Genomic DNA, 21,768 nt, shown 5'->3' with positions numbered 1-21,768 from the left:
GATAGCCCCGATCGCGTACGGTCACCAGGCCGATCGGATCCACCGTGCGCCACTTCGGCGGCTGGTCGGCGGCCGGCGGCGAGACGTCGTTCCCCGTCGGCACCCGGGTAACGCTGGGCGGGCGCAACGTGGTGACGCAGGTCTTCGAGACCGGCCGGCCGATGCGGATCGACCACGTCTCCCATGCCTCGGGGGCCCCGGCCGCCTTCGCCCGCGAGCGCGGGTTCGGTGCGATCGTCGGTGTGCCGATCTCCGTCGAGAACCGGATCTGGGGCGTCGTCATGGTGATCTCCATGCCGCCGCGCCCGCTGCCCCCGAGCACCGAGCAGCGGCTGGCCGACTTCACCCCACTCATCGCCACCGCCCTCGCCACCGCGCAGGCCCGCACGGAACTGCGCGCCTTCGCGGAGGAGCAGGCGGCGCTGCGGCGGGTGGCGACCCTGGTCGCCAAGGGGGCACCGCCCGAGGAGGTGTTCGCCGCCGTCACGGCGGAGGTCGGGCGGCTCTTCCACGTCGCTCTGACCGTCCTGACCCGCTACGACCCGGACGGCTCCGCCACGGTCCTCGGCAGTTGGAGCCGGGTCGGCATCCGGCGCTTCGCGGTCGGCAGGCGGCTGCGTCACCAGGACCGGACCTCGCACACGATCGTGCACCAGGCGGGCAGAGCGGCACGGATCGACGAGCCCGCCCCCGACTCCGACGGCGACTTCAGGACGATCGTCGGGGTGCCGATCCGGGTCGAGGGACGCCTGTGGGGGGTCATCAGCGTGGCCTGCTCCGAGAGGACGCTGCCGGGCGGCCTTGAGGACCAGCTTTCCGACTTCACCGAACTGATCGGCGCCGCCCTGGCCAACGCGGAGGCCAAGGCCGCGCTGACCGCGTCCAGGGCGCGGATCGTGGCCGCCGCCGACACCGCGCGCCGCCGGATCGAGCGCGACCTGCACGACGGCGCCCAGCAGCGCCTGGTCTCCCTGGCCCTGCAACTGCGCGCCGCCCAGATGGCGGTGCCGTCCGAGGTCCCAGGGCTCGACGAGGAACTGGACGAGGTGGCCGACGGGCTGGTCGCGGTGCTCGACGAACTGCGCGAGATCGCGCGGGGCATCCACCCGGCCGTGCTCGTCGAAGGCGGGCTCACCTCTGCGCTCAAGGCGCTGGCCCGCCGCTCCCCCGTGCCGGTCAGCCTGGACGTCAGGACCCGGGACCGTTTCCCGGAACCCGTCGAGATCGCCGCCTATTACGCCGTCTCCGAGGCGCTCACCAACGCCGCCAAGCACGCCCGCGCGAGCACCGTGGACGTGCACGTCACGGTCTCCGACGGGACATTGCGGATGACCATCGTCGACGACGGCCACGGCGGGGCCGACCCGGCACGCGGCTCCGGTCTCGTCGGGCTCGTCGACCGGGTCGAGGCCCTCGGCGGGCGGCTGTGGCTGGAGAGCCCGCCGGAGACCGGCACCACCGTACGGCTGGAGCTGCCGGTGTGACCCCATATCCCGGCTGGCCGCCAAATGGCCTTTACCACTGGCCGGTAGTGGAACTGGGCGCTGTCGGCAATGCCGGGAACGACCCGGCTCCCTAGCATTCGTAAGTATGCGGATTTCCTGGGCGGTCGCGGTACCGCCGAAAACGGGCGGCCGGTTTACCGGGCGGCACCTGGTTTCGGATCAATGGTTGATATTCACACCATTGAATATCCAGCGAAAACGCGCGACACCATATGTGAATAATCCCGGAACAATTCCTTGGTAACCGGGCGTTCACCGACCACCGGTAGACAAGGAAGAGCTGGGGCCTCGTCCCGCGACAGCGCGGCGAGGGCGACACAGGTGGTCGACCTGATGACGGCCATCGTCGCGGCCGACGAGATCGACGCCGCACTGCGGCGCAGCGACTACGAGGCAGTGATGGGAAAGGGGCTGGCCCGCATGGTCGAGGTACGGCATCTCCGTACGAATGCCGCGTCGTCCGCAGTACCGCGCGCCCTGCACCCGCGACGGGTCGCGGTGCGGACCCGGCGCGCGGTGCGAGGGCGGCAACAGGAGCGGCAGCGGCTCGCCGCCGTGCTCGACGTGACAGCCGCCACAGGACGCGGCGCGGTCGTCGCGGTGACCGGAAGAGCGGGTATCGGCAAGACCACCGTCCTGTCCGAACTCCGGGCCGTCGCGGCGGACAAAGGGTTCACCGTCGTCGGCGTCGGCTCCGACGAGGACCTGCGGCCGGAGGCGTTCGCCGCGCTCCTCGTGGGCGGCCGGCCGGCCGTCGCGGGCTGCGAGGGCGCGTTCGGCGCCATGCTCGACGGGCATCTCGCGCGCGGCCCCGTGCTGGTCACCGTGGACGGCCTGCAGTGGTGCCACGCGGTGGCCGCCCGCACGCTCGACGCGCTGGCGGCCCAGGCCGCGCTCCGGCCGCTGGTGTGCGTGGTCGCCGAGCGGCCCGAGATGGACCGGCCGTACCTGGACCAGTGGCGCGGCCACCTGCGCCAGCGGCCGGACGCGGTGCGGGTGGAACTGCCCAGGATGGCGGGTCCGGAGGTCGCGGCGCTCGTGGAGGACGTGCTGGGCGTCCCGCCGGACGCCAGCCTCACCATGCTCGTCGACTGCGCGGGCGGCATCCCGGCGACGGTCGTGGAACTGCTCGGCGTCGTGGCGGACGAGGGCGTGAAGGAGTGCCAGGCGGACTTCGCGCGGATCACCCGGCTCCTGGGCGGCGAACGCCACGAACCGCTCCTGAACGGCGGCGCGGCGCTGCCCCACCGATTCAGCCAGGTGCTGCACCGCAGCCTGGACTGTCTGTCGGAGGAGACGCGGCGGGTGCTCGACGTGGCCTCGGTGCTCGGCCGCACGTTCCTGCCCGACGACCTGGCGACGCTGCTCGGCCAGCCGTTGGCCGCGCTGCTGCCCGCCTTCCGCGAGGCGTTCACGTCCGAGGTGCTGGAGAGCGCCGAGCAGAGCATGCGCTTTCGCAACACGCTGCTGTGGCAGGCGCTGCTGCAGAACATCCCGGACGCCGTCCGGGGAGCGCTGCACCGCCAGGCGGCCGCGATGATCATCGCGCGGGGCGGTTCACGCGTCGACTCCGCCTGCCACGTGGCGCGGGGCGCGTTCCACGGCGACGAGGCCGCGATCCTGCTGCTGCGCGACGCGGCGGAGGAGGCACTGCGGCCCGCGCCGCGCACCGCCGCCGAGCTGGCGCTGCGCGGGCTGGAGCTGCTGCCCCCGGGTCACGCGGCCTGCCTGCCGCTGACCGAGATCGCGGTCGAGGCGTGCGCCCGCTCCGGCCCGATCTCGCGAGCCGTGAGGCTCGCCGAGGACGCGCTGACCGGCCCGCTCCCCGAGACCGCCAAAACCGCGCTGCGGTACTGGCTGTCCACCGCGCTGACCCTGGAGGGCAGGCACCGCGACGCCGGGCGCGTCGCCGAGTCCGTGCTGTCCAACCCGGCGGCGCCCGCGGAGCTGCGCCACAACCTCACCGTGAACCAGGTGCTGGTCAGCGTCCTGCGCCGCGACCAGCCGCCGCCCGAGCGCCGGGGCGTCGGCGAGAGCGACTTCCCGGTGCTGGCGGCCATGCGGAGCTGGCGCGAGGGCAGGCTCACCGAGGCGCTCACGCTGTGCCGCAAGGCCGTGGCCGACGACCACGGCGGGCCGGTCATCAGCTGGATCTGCCATCCGCTGATCGGCCTGGCCGAGGTGCTGACCTGCCTGGAGCACCACGACGAGGCGCTGGCCGTGATCGACGAGACGGCCGAGCACGTCGACCGGGCGCTGGCCGCCGTGCCACACATCCTGCGCGCCCGCGTGGAGCTCGCGGTCGGCCGTACCTCGAACGCCACGGCGGAGGCGCTGGCGGGCCTGCGCATCGCGCACGACACCGGCACCCACCTGTACCTGCACGAGGCCCTGTACGTTCTCACGACCGCGACCCTGCGCACCGGCGTGGGCCGCCCGCGCGGGGAGGACCCGCTGGTCGCCTGGGCTCGCGCCGAGACGTCGGCGGTGCGCTCGCTGCCGCTGGCCTGGGCGGAGGCCCGCCTGGCCGAGGCGCACGGCGACCCGGCCCCTGCCCGCGCCCTGCTGCGCGAGGTGGCGCTGGGCGAGCAGCAGCGCCGCGAGCTGTTCGCCAGCGCGGCCGGCGCGGCCGCGTGGACGGTGCGCACCGCGCTCGGCGAGGACCGAGGCGACTGGGCCGCCGCCGCCGTGAAGACCGCCGAACGACTGGCCGCGGCCAACCCGGAGGTCCGCACCATGGCCGCCGCCGCCGCGCACGCACGCGGCCTGCTGGAGCGTGACAGCGCGGCACTGGCCGCCGCCTCGGCCTTCCCCGGCCCGTGGGAGCGCGCCTCGGCGGCCGAGGACCTCGGCCGGGTGCTCCTCGACGCCGACCGCGAGTCGGCCGTACGGCATCTGGAGCAGAGCGCGGCCCTCTACCAGGAGATCCTCGCCGACCCGGACGCCACCAGGGTCCGGAGCGTGCTGCGCGCGGCGGGCGTGGTGCGCAGGCACTGGAGGCAGCGCGGTTCCGGCGAGAGCGCCGACACACTCACCGACACCGAGCGCAAGGTCGCCGACCTGGTCGCCTCCGGACTGACGAACCAGCAGGTGGCGCGGCGGATGTTCATCTCGCACCACACGGTCGCCTTCCATCTGCGGAAGGTGTTCCGCAAGCTGGAGGTCACCTCGCGGGTGGAGCTGGCGCGCCGCTTCCAGCCGTCCCGATAGCGCGCAGGGTGAGCGCGGCCGGGCCGTGGAAGACCAGGTCCTCCGCGTACCGCGCCCCGCTCACCCCGAACCCGCGCAGCAGTTCGAGCAGCGGCGGCAGCGCCAGCTCCGCCTCCGCCCTGGCGAGCTGCGCGCCGAGACAGTAGTGGATGCCCATCCCGAACCCGCAGTGCCGGGAGGTGTCGCGGTCCACCACGATCCGGTCCGGCGCGGTGAAGCGCGCCGGGTCCCGGTTGGCCGACCCGAGAACCAGGACGACCTTGTCCCCCGCCGCGATCTTCCGGTCCCCGAGTTCCTGCGCCTCGGTGGCCCACCGGGTGATCATCTGCACCGGCGCGTCGAAGCGCACCAGCTCCCCCACGGCGGAGGGGACCAGCGCGGGCTCCTGCCTCAGCGTCCGCGCGAGGTCCGGGCGGGCCGACAGGTGCAGCACCGACTTGCCCAGCAGGTTGGTGGTCGTCTCGTGCCCCGCCGTCAGCAGGTGCACGCAGGTGGCGGTGATCTCGTCGCCGGTCAGCCCCGGCGCGGCGGCCAGCAGCGAGACGAGGTCGTCGCGCGGGGCGGCGCGGCGGGCCCGCACCTGCTCGTCGAAGTACTCGGTCAGCTCCCCTGCCGCCGTCTCGGCCCGCGCGAGCCCGCCCGAGGCCCGCGCGAGCCCGCCCGAGGCACGCGCCGCCCGCGCGGAACTGGCCTCCTGCAGCCACTCGGCCCGCTCCCGGAACCAGGCGTGCCGCTCCCCCGGCACGCCGAGCAACGCGGAGATCACCAGCACAGGCAGCGGCGCGGCGAACTCCCGCACCAGGTCGAACTCCTCCCGCCCCCACAGCGGACGCAGCAGCGACGCGACGATCGAGGCGATGCGCGGCCGCAACCCCGCCACGACCTTCGGGGAGAACTCGGCGGCCAGCAGGCGGCGCAGCCGGGTGTGCCTGGGCGGGTCCAGGAACACCAGCCAGTCCCGCACGCTGCGATACAGCGCGTCGTTGCGGCCCGGCAGGTGCGCGGGCCGGTTACGGCCGAAGTCACGGCGCGACAGGGTCTGCGCGACATGCTCGTGGTCGAACACGAACCAGGTCCCGGGACCGGCGCGGTGCACCGGGTCGGCCTCGCGGTAGCGGCGGTAGATCGGGTACGGGTCGGCGAGATCGGCCGGGGACCAGCCCAGCGGGGAGAACGGCTCCATCACCCCGCCCCTCGCACGAGATCCGCCAGGTTCGCGGGAGCCGCCTCCAGGTCGTCTCCGCGCCAGGCCACGTGCCCGTCGGGGCGGACCAGGACGAAACGGTGACCGTACAGGGCGGCGGTGTCCGGGTCGCCCACGAGCACCGACCGGAACGGCACGCCGCGCTCGGTGAAGGCCGTAACGAACGCGGACAGTGCGGGCGAATCGGCGAAGCGCAGCAGCGTGAAGCCGTCCCCGAACAGGTCCAGCGTGGACACCCCCGGGCGTACCCACGCGTGGGCGGCGCGGCAGCCCGGGTCGCTGCCCGGCCGCCACCTCGGGCCCTGCTCGGCCGGCCCGTCGGAGACCACGATCGGCGAGCGGTAGTGGAACCCGAAATGGACGCGGGGGGCGTCGAACTCCTCGCGCGCGCCGCTGTTCACCAGCCGCTCGGCCATCTCCGCCCGCAGCCGCGCGCCCTTCTCCGTGGACGCGGCCAGCTCGGCGGGGAGGTCGCGGTCGACCGTACGCCGCAGGTTCGCCTCGGCCGCGTCGAGGCCGGCGATCGCCACCGGGCGGCGTTCGGTCTCGTAGGTGCCGAGCAGGCCGTCGCCCGCCCAGCCCGCGACGGCGGCGGCGAGCTTCCAGCCCAGGTCGGCGGCGTCGCCGATGCCGGTGTTCATGCCGAACCCGCCGGACGGCGACAGCGTGTGCGCCGCGTCGCCCGCCAGGAACACCCGGCCCGCCCGGTACCGGTCGGCCACCCGGTGGGTCAGGTGCCACAGGCCGTCGGCGACCAGCTCGACCGGCACGTCGAAGGCGATGGCGGAGCGGATCAGCTCCAGCGCGCCCTGGTCGGAGCGGCCGTCCACGACCATGTTGTAGAGGCCGCGCCCGTCCAGGGAACGCATCGGGTAGCGCAGCGACCAGGAGTGCATCAGGTAGTACACCAGCGCGCTCCGGTGGCCGCGCTCCGCGAGGCGCGCGGGCAGCCCCGGCGCGCGGAAGAGCACGTTGCGGAAGACCTGCGCCTCGTGGCGGGCGGGCGAGTCGATGCCGAGGGCCTTGCGCACGACGGAGGAGCTGCCGTCGCAGGCCACCAGATAGCGCGCCCAGACGACCGATTCCTCGCCGTTCGAGGAGATCGTGGCCCGCACGCAACCGGCGTCCTGCTCGAAGTGCTCCAGGCGGTGCAGGTAGCGCAGCGGCCTGCCCACCGCGCCCGCCAGCACCGGGTTCAGCAGGTGGGCCGGGCACACCTGGTCCGGCTCCGGCGTGTGGCGGAACACCGGGCGGGCGGCGGCGGTGCCGCGCTCGAACCGGTGGATCTCGTACTCGCCGACGCGGGTCACCCACGCGATGTCGAGCGGGTGACCGGGCGGCCAGCCCGCGTCCCTGACCCGCCCGGCCACCCCCCAGCGGCGGAAGTGCTCCATCGAGCGCGGCCCGACCGTGCTGACCTTCGGGTGGCGCACCACGCCGTCGCCCGCGTCGATCACGATGTGCCGGACGCCGCGATGGGTGAGGTCCAGTGACAGGGCCAGGCCCACGGGGCCGCCGCCCACGATGAGGACGTCGGTCTCTTCGCTGCGAGTCATCTCACGCTTCCCCTCAACTGTTCGGCCAATAGGGTGCTGATCTCGGCCACGCGTGCGGGCACCGGCGGGCAGGCCGAGGCCGCCGCCGCCACGTCGTCGAGCTGCCGCGCGACGCGCAGCGCCGCCACGTCGGGGCGCGCGATGAAGGCGGGCGGCGCGTCGAGCTCGAAGGACGGCCCCGCCGTACGGCCGCGCAGCCCGGACGGCATGGTCGTCAGCAGCTCGCCCAGCGGGCGCAGCACCCCGGTCATCACGTCGATGGCGGCGTTCATGAGCTTCGAGCGGCGCAGGCTGGTGTCCGGGCCCGCGCCGAAGTGCTGCACCATGAGCTGCAACGCCACCGCGTAGGCGGCGTTGAACAGCCGCATCACCCGGCGCGCGTCCGGGTCCGGTATGTATTGGCGGGCGCGATCCCCCCGCCGCAGCGTCGGGTTGCGTGCCGCCGGGTAGGACGGGACCCAGTCCGACCGGCGCAGCGCCTCGGCCACTCCCAGGAACGCGGCGTGGTGCGACTCCTCCGACGGCTCGTCCCCGTCGGTCAGTTCCCCGCCTTCGCCCTGCTCGGTGATCACGTCGATGGCGAACAGCGCACTGGCGAGGTCGTCGACCTCAAGCTGGTAGTCCGGATGGTGGTCGTTCACCCGTTTGCGCAGGAACAGATGGTGCTCGCCGCCGCCTCGGCCGGGCTCGGTGAGGAACAGGCCGGGGATCGTGGTGAGCGCCCGTCGGATGTCGCCGTACAGCTCACTGATCGACGCGTAGCCGGGTTCTCCGCCGTCGCCGTCGGCGTCGGCGTCGGCGTCGGCGCTGGTGCTGGTGCCGGTGCTGGTGCGGGTGCCGAGCCGTACCGGTGTGACCAGGCCGTCCGGCTCCTCGATGCGGACGAACCGGGCGACGCTGGCGACGTCCAGGCGTTCCAGTGAGAAGTCGAGCGCGATCGGGAGTTCGGCGTTGAGCGTGCCGAAGTCCAGGTGCGGGAGGTGGAACGGCTCGCCGATCGCCATCAGGATGTTGTTGGCCAGCAGGAAGTGGATCATCTCCTCGCGGGCCACCCGGATCAGCGTGCCCCTGATGCCGCCCGCGAGCGTCTCGCCGCCGTCGCCGCAGGCGAGCGCGAGCTGCTCGGGCGTCCAGTCGCCCCGGCGCACGTACTCGCGGCCGGCGCCGTGGTCGGGCACGGTGTAGGCCGCGTACAGGTACTGGATCATCACGGCCAGTTCGAGCTTCACCGCGTCGCGCAGCGCGGCGACGAGTTCGGCCCGGGTCGCGAGGCCGGGCCGCGCGGCGGGCGTCTCGGCCCGCAGCAGGACGTGGTCCGGCCGCTGCACCCGCCGCAGGTACCTGAGCAGCAGCGCGGCCTTCGGCGCGGTGAGGTCGCGGGTGGGCGGCATGTAGTACGTCGTCGCCTTGTTGCGCGGGTCGCACATCTGCCAGACGAGCTTGGCGTACGTCTCGACCTTGCAGCGGTCGGCGAGGCTGAAGACCTCCTCGCGCATGAACGAGTACTGGGCCTCGTACGGGGCGAAGACCTCGCGGTAGACGGTCTCGAAGGTCACCTCGTCGTCGCGCAGGTCCGCCAGCCGCCAGTCGTCGGGCAGCACCCGCACGTGCACGCCGCCGGCGCCCGCCCAGAACCCCAGCTCGTCGTCGTTGTCGTAGTGGACTCCCGTGGCGTCGCCGCCCAGCAGCAGGCGCGTGGACCCGGGCCGCAGCCCGCGCAACGTGAGTCGGCCGAAGCCGCCGGCGTCGGTGCTCACAGTGTCGATGCTCGGGGGGTCGATGCTCAGAGTGTCGGTGCTCAGAGTGTCGGTGCTCAGAGTGTCGGTGCTCAGAGTGTCGGTGCTCTCGGGGCCGGTTCTCTCGGGGTCGGCGACGTGCACGATCTCGGCGGTGGCGGCGTCGGGGGCGAGGGGCAGCGCCCTCGGGTTGGGGAACTGCCGCACCCGCACGACCGCCACGGGCGCCGGGCGGCCGCGTACGAACGACCGGAACCCCACCTCGGCGTCGCACGAGTCGTCGCCCGCGTGCCTGGGGTGGTCGAGCACCTGGCAGGCGTCGTCGGCCTGCAGTACGACCTCCTGCTCGCGGGCGAGCACCCGCCCGTCGCGCGCGGCGACCAGGACCAGCGCCTCGTCCTCCGCCTCGCCCAGGCGGGTCGCGCAGACGAGCCCGCCGTGCCGCGCGGACTCCCGGCAGGACCGCACGGGTACGGCGGCGACCAGCTTGCCGGTCCGCGCGGTCCGCAGTTCCACCTCGCCGGGCGGCAGCGACGCGGCGGCGGTGACCAGGTTCAGCGTGACGTACTCGGCACCGACGTCCACGGAGAACACCCGGACGCCCGGCTCGACCGGCAGCATCAGCCGCCCGGCGGGAAAGGTCCTGGGCTCGGCGCGCCACCAGGGCGCGATCGTGCCGCGCAGTTCCCAGCTCCTCGGCGCGTCCGGCAGGCGCGGGCCGTCCGGGGCGAGCAGGGCGAACTGCACGACCAGCCCGTCGGACCCGGCCAGCGCCCGCGCCAGCGCGGCGACCGCCTCGGACCCGGCGACCGGCGCCGGCCAGGCGATCTCCTCGCGGGCCACCGCGAACTGGTGCACGACCGTGCCCCTGCGCAGGTCCTGCCACCTCGGCGGCTGGTAGCCGTGCACATCGCCGACGAGCGCGTACCCGGTGTCGTGCGAGCGCCCCGCCCGCCCGAACCCGAACTGGCCCACCATCACGGTGGTGGTCCAGTTCGAGGCCGGGTCGACGTCGAACACACGGCCCCGGTTCACGGTCGTCTGCAGGTACTCGTTGTAGTGCCCCCACAGATCGACCTGGCGGCCCACCACCGGATCGGCCGTGTCCACCTCGCCCGCGCGCAGTTCGACGCCGGTGATCGCGGCGGACGGCACGGCGAAGTGGCCGTTGCCCGCGAAGTGCTCGCCGCGCGGCCCGTCGTACTCGGCCGGGGGACGGCCGGGCGGGAACGGCGTGCCGTCCGCGCACAGCGCCCCGTTCGTGGCGAGGTCGGTGAGCCCCTGCCTCGGGCCGGTGGGCAACTGGGTCGTCGCCAGGCCGGCGAAGTGCAGGCGGGGCAGGCTGAAGACGCTCATCGGCCCAGATCCAGCCGCATCAGTTCGTGCGGGTCGCGGGTCTCCATGTCGCGCAGCGCGTCGGTGACCGACTCGATCGCGCCCTCGATCCAGGCCGGCATGGACGAGCAGTGCTCGCCCGCGAAGAACAGCCTGCCCTGCGGCCGGGCCGCCGCCCACTGCTGCTCCTTGCGGGTGCCGGCGTCCTGGCCCCAGCGGATGGTGGCCGCGCCCAGGCTCCACCGGTGTTCGCCCCACGCGCGGCCGGCGGTGTCGAGGATCATGCCGCGCTCCCGCAGGCCGGGGTGCATCCGGGCGACCTCGTCCAGGACCACCTGTCGGCGGGCGGCCGGGTCGAGCCTGCCCAGCGCCTCGGCGTCCGGGCCGATGGTGTAGCTGGCGATCAGCACCGCGCCCTGCGCCGGGTCGCCCTCGACGGGCGGGTAGTAGGTCTGGCGGACCAGCCCGCCGGTGAACGAGGCGCCGCCGGCGATGCCGTCGGCGGCCCAGAACGGCTCGCGGCAGCGCAGCGCGATCTTGGTCGCCGGCCAGTACTGGGTCTCGTGGACGGCGGCGAGCTTGTCCGCGTCGAACCCGTCGAGCCGCAGGCCGCGCAGCACGGTGAACGGGATGGTGCACAGTACGTGGTCGTAGTTCCGGTAGCGGATCCGGCCGCCGCGCCGGACGCCGACCGCCACGCCGTCGTCGTGCACCGCGATCCCGGTCACCTCCTGGTTCAGCCAGATGGGGCCCTGGATGCGCGCGGCCAGCGCGTTCGTGAGCGTCTCCATGCCGCCGCGCAGCCGGTAGAGCGCGGGGCTGGTCTCGTCCAGGACGTCGTCCAGCAGCCGCTCGCGGCCTCTGAAGGGTCCTGAGCGGATCTGCGGGTGGTCCTTCACCACGGCGTACAGGTCCGGTTTGGACCCGGCGGGGTGCAGGTACGGCTCCAGGTCGATGCCGTCGACCAGATCGAGCAGTTCGGTGGTGACCTCCGGCCAGTCGTTGAAGTCCCGGGGCGCGATGGCCTCCAGGCACGCGTGCAGCCACGCCCCGAACAGCAGCGTGGCCGGCCGGTAGGAGTGGTCGCCGAGCCGTGCCGCGAGCCTGCCGGTGAGCACGTCCGGGGCCTCGCGCACCCTGATGTGCCGCTCGTCGTGGATCGACAGCAGGTTGCCGTCGTCGGCGAACAGCGTGCGGAACTCGCGGATGTCGTTGTGCAGGCCCAGCTCGACGACGTAGTGCAGGGTACGCGTGTGGTCGGTGCGCAGCCGCATCGCGCCCAGGTCGGCGAACGGGGCGCCGGGGGCCGAACCGAACCGGTGCGTGTGAACACGGCCGCCGACCCGGTCGGCCGCCTCGATGATCTCCACCTGATGCCCGAGCCGTTCCAGCTCGTAGGCGGCGACCAGCCCCGCCACGCCCGCGCCCAGTACGGTGACCCGCCGGGGCTCCCGCACATTCGGTAGACGACTGAACATAGGGGTGTTCCTCCCTTTCGACGGTGTGTCGAACCGCAGGTGAGCCCCATCGTCGGCGGGCCGGGGCGGACCCACATCCCCAGCCGGTGTCCCCAGAGTGAGTAGCGGTTTACGTACCGGGATCGCGTGGAGTGCGGGGAAATCACCAGGACTGGCAGTGTCTGTGGGGGTCTCTTGCCGGGCCGGAGCGCCGGGGGCGACGGTCGGGTCAGCGCGGCAGGCCGGCAGGGCGGTGCCGCCGTACTGACGAGGGAGGGCGGCCTTGGCACACGTTCTGATCGCGACGACCCCGGCTGACGGCCACGTCAACCCGGTGGTCCCGGTCGCGCGGAACCTGGTGCGCGCCGGCCACGACGTGCGCTGGTACACCGGAGACGGCTACCGGAGCAAGATCACCGCCGTCGGCGCGCGGCATCTGCCGATGTTCGCGGCGCACGACTTCTCCGGGCAGAGCAAGGCCGAGGCGTTCCCCGCCCAGGCCCGGCTCACCGGCGCGGCGAGTTTCGTCGCGGGGATGCGGGACATCTTCTACCGCACCGCGCCGGACCAGATGGACGACCTGCTCCGGGTGCTGGACCGGTTCCCCGCGGACGTGCTGGTGTCCGACGACATGTGCTACGGCGCGAGCTTCGCCGCCGAGCACACCGGGCTGCCGCACGTGTGGATCGGCAACTCGATCTACGTGCTGGGCAGCCGCGACACCGCTCCGCTCGGGCGCGGCCTCGGCCCCTCGGCGACGCGGGCGGGCCGGTTGCGCAACGCCGTGCTCGCCTGGGCGGGCGATCACATCATGCTGCGCGGGCTGCGGCGGGCGGCCGACGCGGCCCGCGCGCAGGCGGGGCTGGCCCGCCTGCGCGCGGGCGGGATGGAGAACATCGCCCGCCGTCCCGACCGCTATCTTGTGGGCACCGTCGCCGAGCTGGAGTTCCCGCGCTCCGACCTGTTCGCGGGCACGCACTTCGTCGGCGCGCTCGACCTGCCGCCGTCGGACACGGCCTTCGACCCGCCGCCGTGGTGGGAGGAGCTGCGCGGCGAGCGGCCGGTCGTGCTGGTCACCCAGGGCACGATCGCCGACGACGCGCGCCGGCTGCTCCTGCCCGCGATCCGGGCGCTCGCCGACGAACCGGTGCTGGTCGTCGTGACCACCGGCAACCGCACGCTCGGCCCGAGCGCCGGGACGCTGCCCGCGAACGTGCGGGTGGAGGGCTTCGTGCCGTACCACCGGCTGCTGCCGTACGTGGACGTCATGGTCACCAACGGCGGCTTCAACGGCGTCACGGCGGCGCTCAGGCACGGCGTCCCGCTGGTCGTCGCCGGGGCCACGGAGGAGAAGGCGGACGTGGCCGCCCGGGTGGCGTACGCGGGTGCCGGGGTGGCGCTGCGGGGGGCGCGGCTCGCCCCGGAGCGGGTGCGCGCCGCCGTACGGGCGGTGCTGGACGGCCCGGAGCACCGGGCCGCCGCGGCCCGGCTGCACGACGCCTTCGCCCGGCACGACGGCCCGCGCCGGGCCGCCGAGCTGATCGAGGAACTGATCCCCGCCCGCACCGCGCCCGCCACCGGAGGCCCGCTGTGAGATCCGAAGAGCTGCTGGACGCGCCGCACGTGGACGTGCCGACCATTCCGGCGCCCGTGGACGTCCTGCCGAGCCTGGTCGCGGCGGGCCGCGTCGCGCCGGTCGTCAAGGTCGACTACTACGGGGGCACCGCGTGGGCGGTCACCGACATGGAACTGGCGCGCGCCGCCTTCACCGACCGCAGGCTCAGCAAGGACATCGAGCTCACCCCCGAGTGGATGCGGCGGGTGACCGGTGTCATGATCGGCTCGCAGCCGCGCGCCGACGTCGCCCGCACGATGGTGATGAGCGAGGGCCCCGAGCACGCCCGCATCCGGCGCCTGCACGCGCGTGTCTTCACACCGCGCAACACCGAGAGGTGGGGCGCCCGGCTGGCCGCGCTCGCGGAGGAACTGCTGGACGGGCTGTCGGGCGAGCTGAACCTCATGGAGCGCTACGCCTACCCGCTGCCGCTGGCCTTCATCGGCGAGATGCTCGGCCTGCGGCCCGAGATGTACGCGGTGATGCGGCGGGCCACCGACGCCATCATCTACTCGCCGAAGCAGGAGGAGCGAGCGGGCGGCGTCGGCGCGCTGGCCGGCGCGGTGGCGGGCTGGGCCGCCGACCCGGGCCCCCTGGCCGAGGGGCTGATCACCGGCCTGCTCGACGCCGTGGACGGCGAGGAGGCCATCACCCCCGACGAGGTCGTGACCTGGACGGTCGGCCTGGTGATGGCGGGCTACGAGTCCACGGCGAGCCTCATCTCCGCCGGGATCCTGGAGGCGCTCGGCCGCGACGCCGGCGCCCGGCCGCGCACCCCCGAGCAGATCGACGGGTGGATCGAGGAGACGCTGCGCGTGCACCCGCCGTTCCCGCACGCCACCTGGCGGTTCGCCACCGAGGACGTGAACCTCGGCGGCTACCTGATCCCCGCGGGGGCGCCCGTGCAGATCAACGTGGCGGCGGCCAACCGCTGCCCGCACCACGAGCGCACCGGCGAGTTCGACCCCGAGGCGGGCCGGGGCCACATCAGCTTCGGACTCGGCCACCACTACTGCCTCGGGGCGCCGCTGGCCCGTCTGGAGGCCCGGATCGCGCTCACCGCGTTCTTCCGCCGTTTCCCGCACGCCAGGCTCAGCGAGCGGACCGAGGTCGGATGGGAGTCCGAGTGGATGACCCGCCGCATCAGCGTCCTGCCCGTCGTGCTGGCAGGCCCCACCCCGAATCCGGAAGGGATGACCCCGTGACCGTCACATCCGCATCCGTCGTCGCCGTCGCGGCGCTGCCAGAGCACGAGGCGCACGCCGCCGTGGCCGCCCTGGGCCCCGCCGAGGTCGCCGAGATCGTGCTGGCCGAGGTGGCCGCGCTGACCGGCGTGCTGCCCGGCCCGGAGGAGAAGGTGCCGGTGCAGTTCGACCTGGGCTTCGGCGGCGGACGGCTCGCCTACACGCTGACCGTCGGCGGCGGCGCGGCGAGCGTCGCGGCCGGTCCGCTCGCCGAGCCGGACGTGGTGATCCGCCAGGAGCTCACCGAACTGCTCCGCTCGGTGTACGGCGAGGCCGGCGTCCACGACGCCACCAGGGAGATCTTCCTCAACGCCCCGGACGGCCCGCCCGGCTCGGACCCGACCGGCCGGCTGGCCCGCCGCCGCGCCGCCGCCGTGGCCGCCGCCCGCTCGGCCTCCCTGGCGGCCACGCAGAACCCTGTCGACCTGACCGAGCTGGCGATCCGCACCGGAACCGACAAATGGGGCAGGCACTGGTACACCGGGCACTATCAGCAGCACTTCCGCCGCTTCCGCGACAGCCGCGTGCGGGTCCTGGAGATCGGCTGCGACGGCGGCGAGTCCATGCGCATGTGGACGCACTACTTCCGGCGCGGCGAAGTGATCCGGATGGACGCCAAGGACAAGGCGCTGACCGCCCCGCAGCGCGCCCGGTCGGTGTTCGGCGCCCAGGACGACCTCGACTTCCTGGCCCGGGTCGCCGCCGAGCACGGCCCGTTCGACCTCGTCATCGACGACGGCAGCCACGTGAACGACCACGTCCTGACCTCCTTCCGCATCCTGTTCCCGCATCTGCGGGCGGGCGGCCTGTACGTGATCGAGGACCTCGGCGCGTCGTACTGGCCGGGCTGGGGCGGCAGCAGCACCGAACTGAGCACCCCGGCGACGACGGTCGGCTTCGTCAAGGAGCTGATCGACGGACTCAACCACCAGCAACTCGTCCGCGACGTCGAGCACGACCCGTCGCTCACCGACCGCACGGTGTCCGGCATCTCTCTGCACCACAACATCGCCTTCGTCCACAAGGGACGCAACACCGAACGCGGCGCCCCCGCGTGGGTGACCAGGGCCGAGTCCGCGCTGTTCCTGTGACGGGAGACCGACGATGACACAGACCTGCCCGCTGCCGGAGTTCCCGTTCGTCCGGTCGAGCGCGCTCGACGCCGACGCGCGGGGCATCGAACTGCTCGGCGACGCGCCGGTCGTGCGGGCCCGCTACCGCGACGGCGGCGAACTGTGGGTGGCGCTCGGCAACGAGGCGGCCAGGCAGGTCGTCACCGACCCCCGCTTCTCCCGGCACGCCGCCGTCGAGCCGGACGGGCCGAAGATCGGCAACGCCGTACCCGACCTGCTGATCAGCATGGACGGCAAAGCCCACCTGGCCGCGCGCCGGCTGTTCTCCAAGGCGTTCACCCCGCGCATGGTCGAGAACATGCGGCCGTGGATCGAGGGCCTGGTCGGCGAGCTGCTCGACCAGGTGGAGCGGGCGGGCCCGCCGCTCGACCTGGTCGAGCACTTCACCGCTCCGCTGCCGGTCAGCGTGATCTGCCAGCTCCTCGGCGTCCCTTACGAGGACCGGGGCAGCTTCATGGACTGGACCGACCGGATGCTCGGCGACACCGGCTACACCCCGCAGGAGATCGGCGAGGGCATCGGCAACCTGCGGAACTACATGCGCGACCTGGTGGCCGCCAAGCGCGCCCACCCGGGCGACGACCTCACCACCGAGCTGATCCACGTCCGCGCGGCCGGCGCCCGGCTCACCGAGGACCAGCTCGTCAACAACCTGTTCCTGATGCTCGGGGCGGGCCACGACACGACGCTCAAGCAGTTGTCGAACTCGCTGCTGCTCCTGCTGACGCGCCGTGAGGAGTACGCCCGGCTGTGCGAGCGGCCGGACCTCATCCCGAACGCCGTCGAGGAACTGCTGCGCTACCTCCTGCTGTCGCCGACGGGGATGCTCATCCGCGTCGCGGTGCAGGACGTCGAGCTCGGCGGGCAGCGCGTCAGGGCGGGCGAGACCGTCGCCGTGCTGCACCACGTCGCCAACCGCGACCCGGCGCTGTTCGCCTGCCCCAACGACCTCGACCTCGGCCGCGAGGACGCGATCAAGCACCTGTCGTTCGGCGCGGGACCGCACTTCTGCCTGGGCGCGCCGCTGGCCCGGCTCGAACTCGCCACGGCACTGACCGAGCTGACCCGGCGGCTGCCCGGACTGCGGCTCGCGGTGCCCCCGCAGGAGGTGCCGTGGAAGGAGGGCGGGTTGCAGCGCGGCCCGCTGCGGCTGCCCGTCGAGTGGTGAACATCCCTTTCCAGCGAAACCAGAAGGAGTCTTCGATGGTCAACACCTCAGCCAAGGGCGCGTTCGACGGTGTCTTCGACAAGGTCGCCGGCGAGTACGACACCGAGGGCGTGCTGTTCTTCAGGCCCGTCGCCGAACGGCTCGTCGAACTGCTCGGCATCGAGAAGGGACAGCAGATCCTCGACGTCGGCTGCGGCCGGGGCGCGGTGACGTTCCCCCTCGCCGAGGCCGTGGGCCCGACGGGCCGGGTGTTCGGCATCGACCTCTCGGCGGGCATGGTCGAGGCGCTGCGGGCGTCGGTCGCGGCGGCGGGCGTGCCCAACATCGAGGTCCGGCACATGGACGGCCAGCGCCCCGGATTCGAGCCCCGGGAGTTCGACGCGATCACCGGCAGCATGAGCATCGTCATGCTGCCGGACCTCGCCGCCGCCTTCCGTGACTACGCGCGCCTGCTCCGGCCCGGCGGCACGCTGGCCTTCACCGCGCCGGACACCCGCAACCAGATCGGCGCGTGGAAGACCGGCCCGGTCGACATCGGCAGGCTCGCCGCCGAGATCCCCGGCGAGGCGCTGCGCGCGCACCCGATGCTGGCCAGGCTGATCAACGGCGATCTGCTCGACCTGTCGGCCGTGCCCGCGCTGCTGGCCGAGGCCGGGTTCGCCGACGTCGTGGAGCACCGCGAGGAGATCGCGGTCGTCGCCGACACCCCGGCCGGGCTGGTGCGCTGGACGCAGCAGCACGGCATGCGCGCGGTGTGGGACGCGGTCCCCGACGGCCGCCGGGCGGCGGTCGAGCGGGCGCTGACCGCCGACGCGACGGCGCAGGCGGGCGCCGACGGCAAGGTCCGCTTCGGCTTCCCCGTCGCCTACTTCGTGGCCCGAGGCGGGGCGTGACGCCGTGAAGGCGCTGGTGCTCGCCGGAGGGTCGGGGACCAGGCTGCGGCCCATCACCCACACCTCGGCCAAGCAACTGGTCCCGGTCGCCAACAAGCCGGTGCTGTTCTACGGCCTGGAGGCGATCGCGGCGGCCGGGATCACCGACCTGGGCCTGGTGGTCGGCGATACCCAGGCGGAGATCGAGGCGGCCGTCGGCGACGGGTCGGCGTTCGGGCTGCGGGCCACCTACCTGCGCCAGCGGGCGCCGCTGGGGCTGGCCCACGCGGTGTCGATCGCCAGGGACTTCCTCGGCGACGACGACTTCGTCATGTACCTGGGCGACAACTTCATCGTGGGCGGCATCGACGCCCTGGTGGAGCGGTTCGCCCGGGTCCGGCCGGCCGCCCAGATCATGCTCACCCGGGTCGGCGACCCGTCCCAGTTCGGCGTCGCCGAGCTGGACGCCGACGGCCGCGTGGTGAGCCTCGCGGAGAAGCCCGCCCACCCCAAGAGCGACCTGGCGCTGGTCGGGGTCTACCTGTTCACCCCGGCCGTGCACGCGGCGGTGGCCGGGCTGAAGCCGTCGTGGCGGGGCGAGCTGGAGATCACCGACGCGATCCAGTGGCTGATCGAGGCGGGCCTGCGGGTCGACTCCTCGGTGATCTCCGGCTATTGGAAGGACACCGGCAACGTCGCCGACATGCTGGAGGTCAACCGGCTGGTGCTGGAGTCGCTGGAACCGAGAACCGACGGCCGGGTGGACGGCAGCGAGCTGATCGGCCGGGTGGTCGTCGAACGCGGCGCCGTGGTCGAACGGTCCCGGGTCGTCGGCCCGGCGATCATCGGCGCCGGGGCCCGCGTCGAGGCCAGCTACGTCGGCCCGTTCACCTCCATCGGCGCCGGGTGCGTCGTCGCCCGCAGCGAGATCGAGTACTCGATCGTGCTGCCGCGCGCCTCCATCGACGGCGTGGGCCGCATCGAGGCGTCGCTGATCGGCCACGACGTCGAGGTCACACCCGCGCCCTCCACCCCAAGAGCCCACCGCCTCGTGCTGGGCGATCACAGCAAGGTGCAGATCAGCTCATGAAGAAGATCCTGGTGACCGGCGGGGCCGGGTTCATCGGCTCGCACTTCGCGCGCGGGCTGGGCGGCGCCGAGGTGACCGTGCTCGACAAGCTCACCTACGCCGGCAACCGGGCCAACCTGGACGGGGTGCCGCACGCGTTCGTCCACGGCGACATCTGCGACGCCGGGCTGCTGCGCGAGGTGCTGCCCGGCCACGACCTGGTGGTCAACTTCGCCGCCGAGTCCCATGTGGACCGTTCGATCGAGGGGGCGGCCGAGTTCGTGCGCACGAACGTGCTGGGCACCCAGACCCTGCTGCAGGGCTGCCTGGAGGCGGGCGTGCGCAAGGTCGTCCAGGTCTCCACCGACGAGGTGTACGGCTCGATCGGCGTCGGCTCGTGGACGGAGTCGGCGCCGCTTCGGCCGCGCTCGCCGTACGCGGCGGCGAAGGCGGGCGGCGACCTGGTCGCCCAGGCCTACGCGATCACCCACGGCCTCGACGTGTCGATCACCCGGTGCGGCAACAACTACGGGCCCCGGCAGTACCCGGAGAAGATCATCCCGTTGTTCGTCACGAGACTGCTGCGCGGCGAGCGGGTGCCGCTCTACGGCGACGGCGGCAACGTGCGCGACTGGGTGCACGTCGCCGACCACTGCGCGGGCATCCGCCTGGTGGCGGAGGTCGGCCTGCCCGGCGAGGTGTACCACATCGCGGGCACCGCGGAGATGACCAACAAGGAGCTGGTCGGGCACCTGCTGGCGGCGTCCGACGCGGACTGGGGGCGGGTCGAGTACGTCGAGGACCGCAAGGGCCACGACCGCCGCTACTCGCTCGACGACCGCCGACTCAGGGCGCTGGGCTACCGCCCCGAGGTCGAGTTCGACCAGGGGCTGCGCGACACCGTGCGCTGGTACGCCGCCAACCCCGGCTGGTGGGCCGGGTCATGAGATGGCTCGTCACCGGCGGCGCCGGGATGCTGGCCCGCGACGTGCTCGGCCGGGCCGCGCTGATCGGCGACCCGGTGCTGGCGCCCGGCCGGGCCGAACTCGACCTGTGCGACGGCCGCGCGGTGCGTGAGCTGGTGGGCTCCTACCGGCCCCGGGTCGTCGTCAACTGCGCGGCCTGGACCGCCGTGGACGACGCCGAGGCCCACGAGGCCGAGGCGCTGGCCGTCAACGGCCACGCGGTGCGGGTGCTGGCCGAGGCGTGCGCGCGTTCGGGCGCCCGGCTGCTGCACCTGTCCACGGACTACGTGTTCGACGGGGCGAGCGCGGCGCCGTACCGGGAGGACGCGCCGACGGGGCCGGTCAACGCCTACGGCAGGACCAAGCTGGCCGGGGAGGCGGCGGCGCTGGAGCACGGCCAGTACGTGGTGCGCAGCGCCTGGTTGTACGGGGCCGGTGGCGCCAACTTCGCCCGCACGATGATCAGGCTCGCCGGGCAGGTCCAGACCGTGGACGTGGTCGACGACCAGCGCGGCCAGCCCACGTGGACGGAGGACCTGGCCGACTTCCTGGTCAGGCTGGCGCTGTCGGACCTGCCGCCGGGCGTGTACCACGGCACGAGCGCCGGGGCGACCACCTGGTACGGCTTCGCCAGGGAGATCTTCACCCTGCTCGGGGCCGATCCCGGCAGGGTGCGCCCGGTGGCGGGCGCCGCCCTGGGCCGCGTAGCCCGGCGCCCGGCCAGCAGTGTGCTGGCGCACACGCGGTGGGAGCCGATCCGCCACTGGCGGGCCGCGCTGCACGCCGCCTGGCCTGTTCTGGCGACGGAACCCGCCGCCTTCCGCTGAGGTCAGGGGCGGGCCTCGAAGGCCGCCGCCACCGTCTCTCGGACTGTGTCCATCGAGGCCATGGACGCCGGGCCCAGCTCGCGCCGGACCGAGGTCATGTCGACGTCCGGCATGCCGCAGGCCACGGCCCAGCGCCACGGCGTAAGGTCGCCGTCGACGTTGAGGGCGAAGCCGTGGCTGGTCACCCCCCTGCTCTGCCGCATGCCGATCGAGACGATCTTCCGGCTGGTCCCGGTGGTCCAGACGCCGGTGAGGAGTTCGTGGCCCGGCGGGGTGTCGCGGCGCTCGGCGGGCACCCCCAGCTTGCCGAGCGCCTCCACCAGGCGCAGCTCGACCTCGCGGACGTAGTCGACGATGCCCTCGTCCTCGGCGAGCTTGACGATGAGGTAGCCGACCAGCTGGCCGGGCCCGTGGTAGGTCAGCTGGCCGCCCCTGCCCGTCTCGACCACGGGTACGCCGTGGGTCGGATCGGGCAGGTGGGATTCGGGTGTGCGCCGCCCGACGGTGAACACCATCGGGTGGCTGAGCAGCCAGAGTGTGTCCGCCCGCTCGTCTCGCTGGCGCCGGCCGACGAGGTCGGTCATGCGCTCCATAGCCGCGTCGTAGTCGACGAGGTCGTCGTGGATGAGCGTGAGCGGGCGTGGCTTCATGTCATCCAGCGTAGCTCCGGGAACGGGCGGGCAGGACGATCCACAGAATGACGTAGAGGACCCACATCGGGCCGGGGAAAAGCGACAGCAGCAGCCAGAGCGCACGCACGAGCGTCGGCGACCAGCCCAGCTTGTCCGCGATGCCACCGCAGACGCCAGCGATGATCTTGTGCTCCTTGGAGCGGTACATCTCGTTCCTCCGTGTGGTTTGCGAACTCATCC

General features: G+C 73.5%; 16 protein-coding genes. 10 read left to right on the top strand and 6 right to left on the bottom strand.

All coding sequences use genetic code 11. The features are described 5' to 3' along the window. The first annotated feature begins 44 nt into the window (after positions 1-44). Positions 45-1,484, top strand: coding sequence for a sensor histidine kinase (locus ABD120_RS24100; RefSeq protein WP_343952288.1), 1,440 nt, complete (start codon positions 45-47; stop codon positions 1,482-1,484). A gap of 354 nt (positions 1,485-1,838) precedes the next feature. Next, entirely contained in the window at positions 1,839-4,715 is a 2,877-nt protein-coding gene (locus tag ABD120_RS24095; protein WP_343952287.1) for a LuxR C-terminal-related transcriptional regulator, read from the top strand. On the opposite strand, the gene ABD120_RS24090 is transcribed toward ABD120_RS24095, so the two are convergent. The 4 genes from ABD120_RS24090 to ABD120_RS24075 are packed head-to-tail and all read right to left on the bottom strand — an operon-like array spanning position 4,669 to position 12,003. Beyond that, positions 4,669-5,898 carry a cytochrome P450 gene (locus ABD120_RS24090; protein WP_343952286.1) on the bottom strand — a complete coding sequence of 410 codons (1,230 nt, stop codon included), beginning with the start codon at positions 5,896-5,898 and terminating at the stop codon, positions 4,669-4,671. The two genes, ABD120_RS24095 and ABD120_RS24090, sit on opposite strands and share 47 nt — an antisense overlap. Beyond that, positions 5,898-7,475 carry an FAD-dependent monooxygenase gene (locus ABD120_RS24085; RefSeq protein WP_343952285.1) on the bottom strand — a complete coding sequence of 526 codons (1,578 nt, stop codon included), beginning with the start codon at positions 7,473-7,475 and terminating at the stop codon, positions 5,898-5,900. The genes ABD120_RS24090 and ABD120_RS24085 overlap by 1 nt, the downstream gene beginning before the upstream one ends. Next, complete coding sequence (locus ABD120_RS24080; RefSeq protein WP_343952284.1) at positions 7,472-10,567, bottom strand: ferritin-like domain-containing protein; 3,096 nt, start codon at positions 10,565-10,567, stop codon at positions 7,472-7,474. The genes ABD120_RS24085 and ABD120_RS24080 overlap by 4 nt, the downstream gene beginning before the upstream one ends. Beyond that, positions 10,564-12,003: a flavin monoamine oxidase family protein gene (locus ABD120_RS24075; protein WP_343952283.1), complete on the bottom strand. Its 1,440-nt coding sequence runs from the start codon at positions 12,001-12,003 to the stop codon at positions 10,564-10,566. Before ABD120_RS24075 ends, ABD120_RS24080 begins: the two co-directional genes overlap by 4 nt. Before the next feature lie 283 nt (positions 12,004-12,286). Here ABD120_RS24075 and ABD120_RS24070 point away from each other — a divergent pair, with 283 nt between their 5' ends. From ABD120_RS24070 to rfbD, 8 genes are read left to right on the top strand one after another with little or no spacing between them, the layout of a single operon-like run. Continuing rightward, on the top strand, positions 12,287-13,597 hold the full coding sequence (locus tag ABD120_RS24070; RefSeq protein ID WP_343952282.1) for a glycosyltransferase: 1,311 nt from the start codon (positions 12,287-12,289) through the stop codon (positions 13,595-13,597). Next, the gene (locus ABD120_RS24065) at positions 13,594-14,823 is read left to right on the top strand and encodes a cytochrome P450 (protein ID WP_343952281.1); all 1,230 of its coding nucleotides are present in this window, start codon (positions 13,594-13,596) and stop codon (positions 14,821-14,823) included. The genes ABD120_RS24070 and ABD120_RS24065 overlap by 4 nt, the downstream gene beginning before the upstream one ends. After that, positions 14,820-15,953: a class I SAM-dependent methyltransferase gene (locus ABD120_RS24060; protein ID WP_343952280.1), complete on the top strand. Its 1,134-nt coding sequence runs from the start codon at positions 14,820-14,822 to the stop codon at positions 15,951-15,953. The genes ABD120_RS24065 and ABD120_RS24060 overlap by 4 nt, the downstream gene beginning before the upstream one ends. 13 nt (positions 15,954-15,966) lie before the next feature. Beyond that, a complete protein-coding gene (locus ABD120_RS24055) occupies positions 15,967-17,163 on the top strand; it encodes a cytochrome P450 (RefSeq protein WP_343952279.1) in 1,197 nt (398 codons plus the stop codon). Positions 17,164-17,198: 35 nt separating this feature from the next. Continuing rightward, entirely contained in the window at positions 17,199-18,056 is an 858-nt protein-coding gene (locus ABD120_RS24050) for a class I SAM-dependent methyltransferase (RefSeq protein WP_343952278.1), read from the top strand. Between the two features lie 4 nt (positions 18,057-18,060). After that, positions 18,061-19,125, top strand: a complete 1,065-nt coding sequence (locus tag ABD120_RS24045; RefSeq protein ID WP_343952277.1) for a glucose-1-phosphate thymidylyltransferase — start codon at positions 18,061-18,063, stop codon at positions 19,123-19,125. Next, complete coding sequence (gene rfbB / locus ABD120_RS24040; RefSeq protein ID WP_343952276.1) at positions 19,122-20,051, top strand: dTDP-glucose 4,6-dehydratase; 930 nt, start codon at positions 19,122-19,124, stop codon at positions 20,049-20,051. Before ABD120_RS24045 ends, rfbB begins: the two co-directional genes overlap by 4 nt. Further along, positions 20,048-20,896 carry a dTDP-4-dehydrorhamnose reductase gene (gene rfbD, locus ABD120_RS24035; protein ID WP_343952275.1) on the top strand — a complete coding sequence of 283 codons (849 nt, stop codon included), beginning with the start codon at positions 20,048-20,050 and terminating at the stop codon, positions 20,894-20,896. The genes rfbB and rfbD overlap by 4 nt, the downstream gene beginning before the upstream one ends. Before the next feature lie 2 nt (positions 20,897-20,898). On the opposite strand, the gene lipB is transcribed toward rfbD, so the two are convergent. Together lipB and ABD120_RS24025 are read right to left on the bottom strand one after the other, a co-directional pair. Beyond that, positions 20,899-21,546, bottom strand: coding sequence for a lipoyl(octanoyl) transferase LipB (lipB, locus tag ABD120_RS24030; RefSeq protein ID WP_343952273.1), 648 nt, complete (start codon positions 21,544-21,546; stop codon positions 20,899-20,901). 1 nt (position 21,547) lies between these two features. Then, positions 21,548-21,736, bottom strand: coding sequence for a PspC domain-containing protein (locus tag ABD120_RS24025; RefSeq protein ID WP_343952272.1), 189 nt, complete (start codon positions 21,734-21,736; stop codon positions 21,548-21,550). Positions 21,737-21,768 lie beyond the last annotated feature (32 nt).

The sequence above is a fragment of the Nonomuraea longicatena genome (genome assembly GCF_039525605.1).
Classification (GTDB): domain Bacteria; phylum Actinomycetota; class Actinomycetes; order Streptosporangiales; family Streptosporangiaceae; genus Nonomuraea; species Nonomuraea longicatena.
Note: the sequence above shows the minus strand (reverse complement) of the source record. Positions and strands in the feature narration are given on the sequence as shown.

Excerpts from the sequence above, each read along its gene's own strand:
- rfbD (WP_343952275.1), top strand. The coding sequence starts at position 20,048 with ATGAGATGGCTCGTCACCGGCGGCGCCGGGATGCTGGCCCGCGACGTG.
- ABD120_RS24050 (WP_343952278.1), top strand. The coding sequence starts at position 17,199 with ATGGTCAACACCTCAGCCAAGGGCGCGTTCGACGGTGTCTTCGACAAG.
- lipB (WP_343952273.1), bottom strand. The coding sequence starts at position 21,546 with ATGAAGCCACGCCCGCTCACGCTCATCCACGACGACCTCGTCGACTAC.
- ABD120_RS24085 (WP_343952285.1), bottom strand. The coding sequence starts at position 7,475 with ATGACTCGCAGCGAAGAGACCGACGTCCTCATCGTGGGCGGCGGCCCC.
- ABD120_RS24025 (WP_343952272.1), bottom strand. The coding sequence starts at position 21,736 with ATGTACCGCTCCAAGGAGCACAAGATCATCGCTGGCGTCTGCGGTGGC.
- ABD120_RS24080 (WP_343952284.1), bottom strand. The coding sequence starts at position 10,567 with ATGAGCGTCTTCAGCCTGCCCCGCCTGCACTTCGCCGGCCTGGCGACG.
- ABD120_RS24090 (WP_343952286.1), bottom strand. The coding sequence starts at position 5,898 with ATGGAGCCGTTCTCCCCGCTGGGCTGGTCCCCGGCCGATCTCGCCGAC.
- ABD120_RS24055 (WP_343952279.1), top strand. The coding sequence starts at position 15,967 with ATGACACAGACCTGCCCGCTGCCGGAGTTCCCGTTCGTCCGGTCGAGC.
- ABD120_RS24095 (WP_343952287.1), top strand. The coding sequence starts at position 1,839 with ATGACGGCCATCGTCGCGGCCGACGAGATCGACGCCGCACTGCGGCGC.
- rfbB (WP_343952276.1), top strand. The coding sequence starts at position 19,122 with ATGAAGAAGATCCTGGTGACCGGCGGGGCCGGGTTCATCGGCTCGCAC.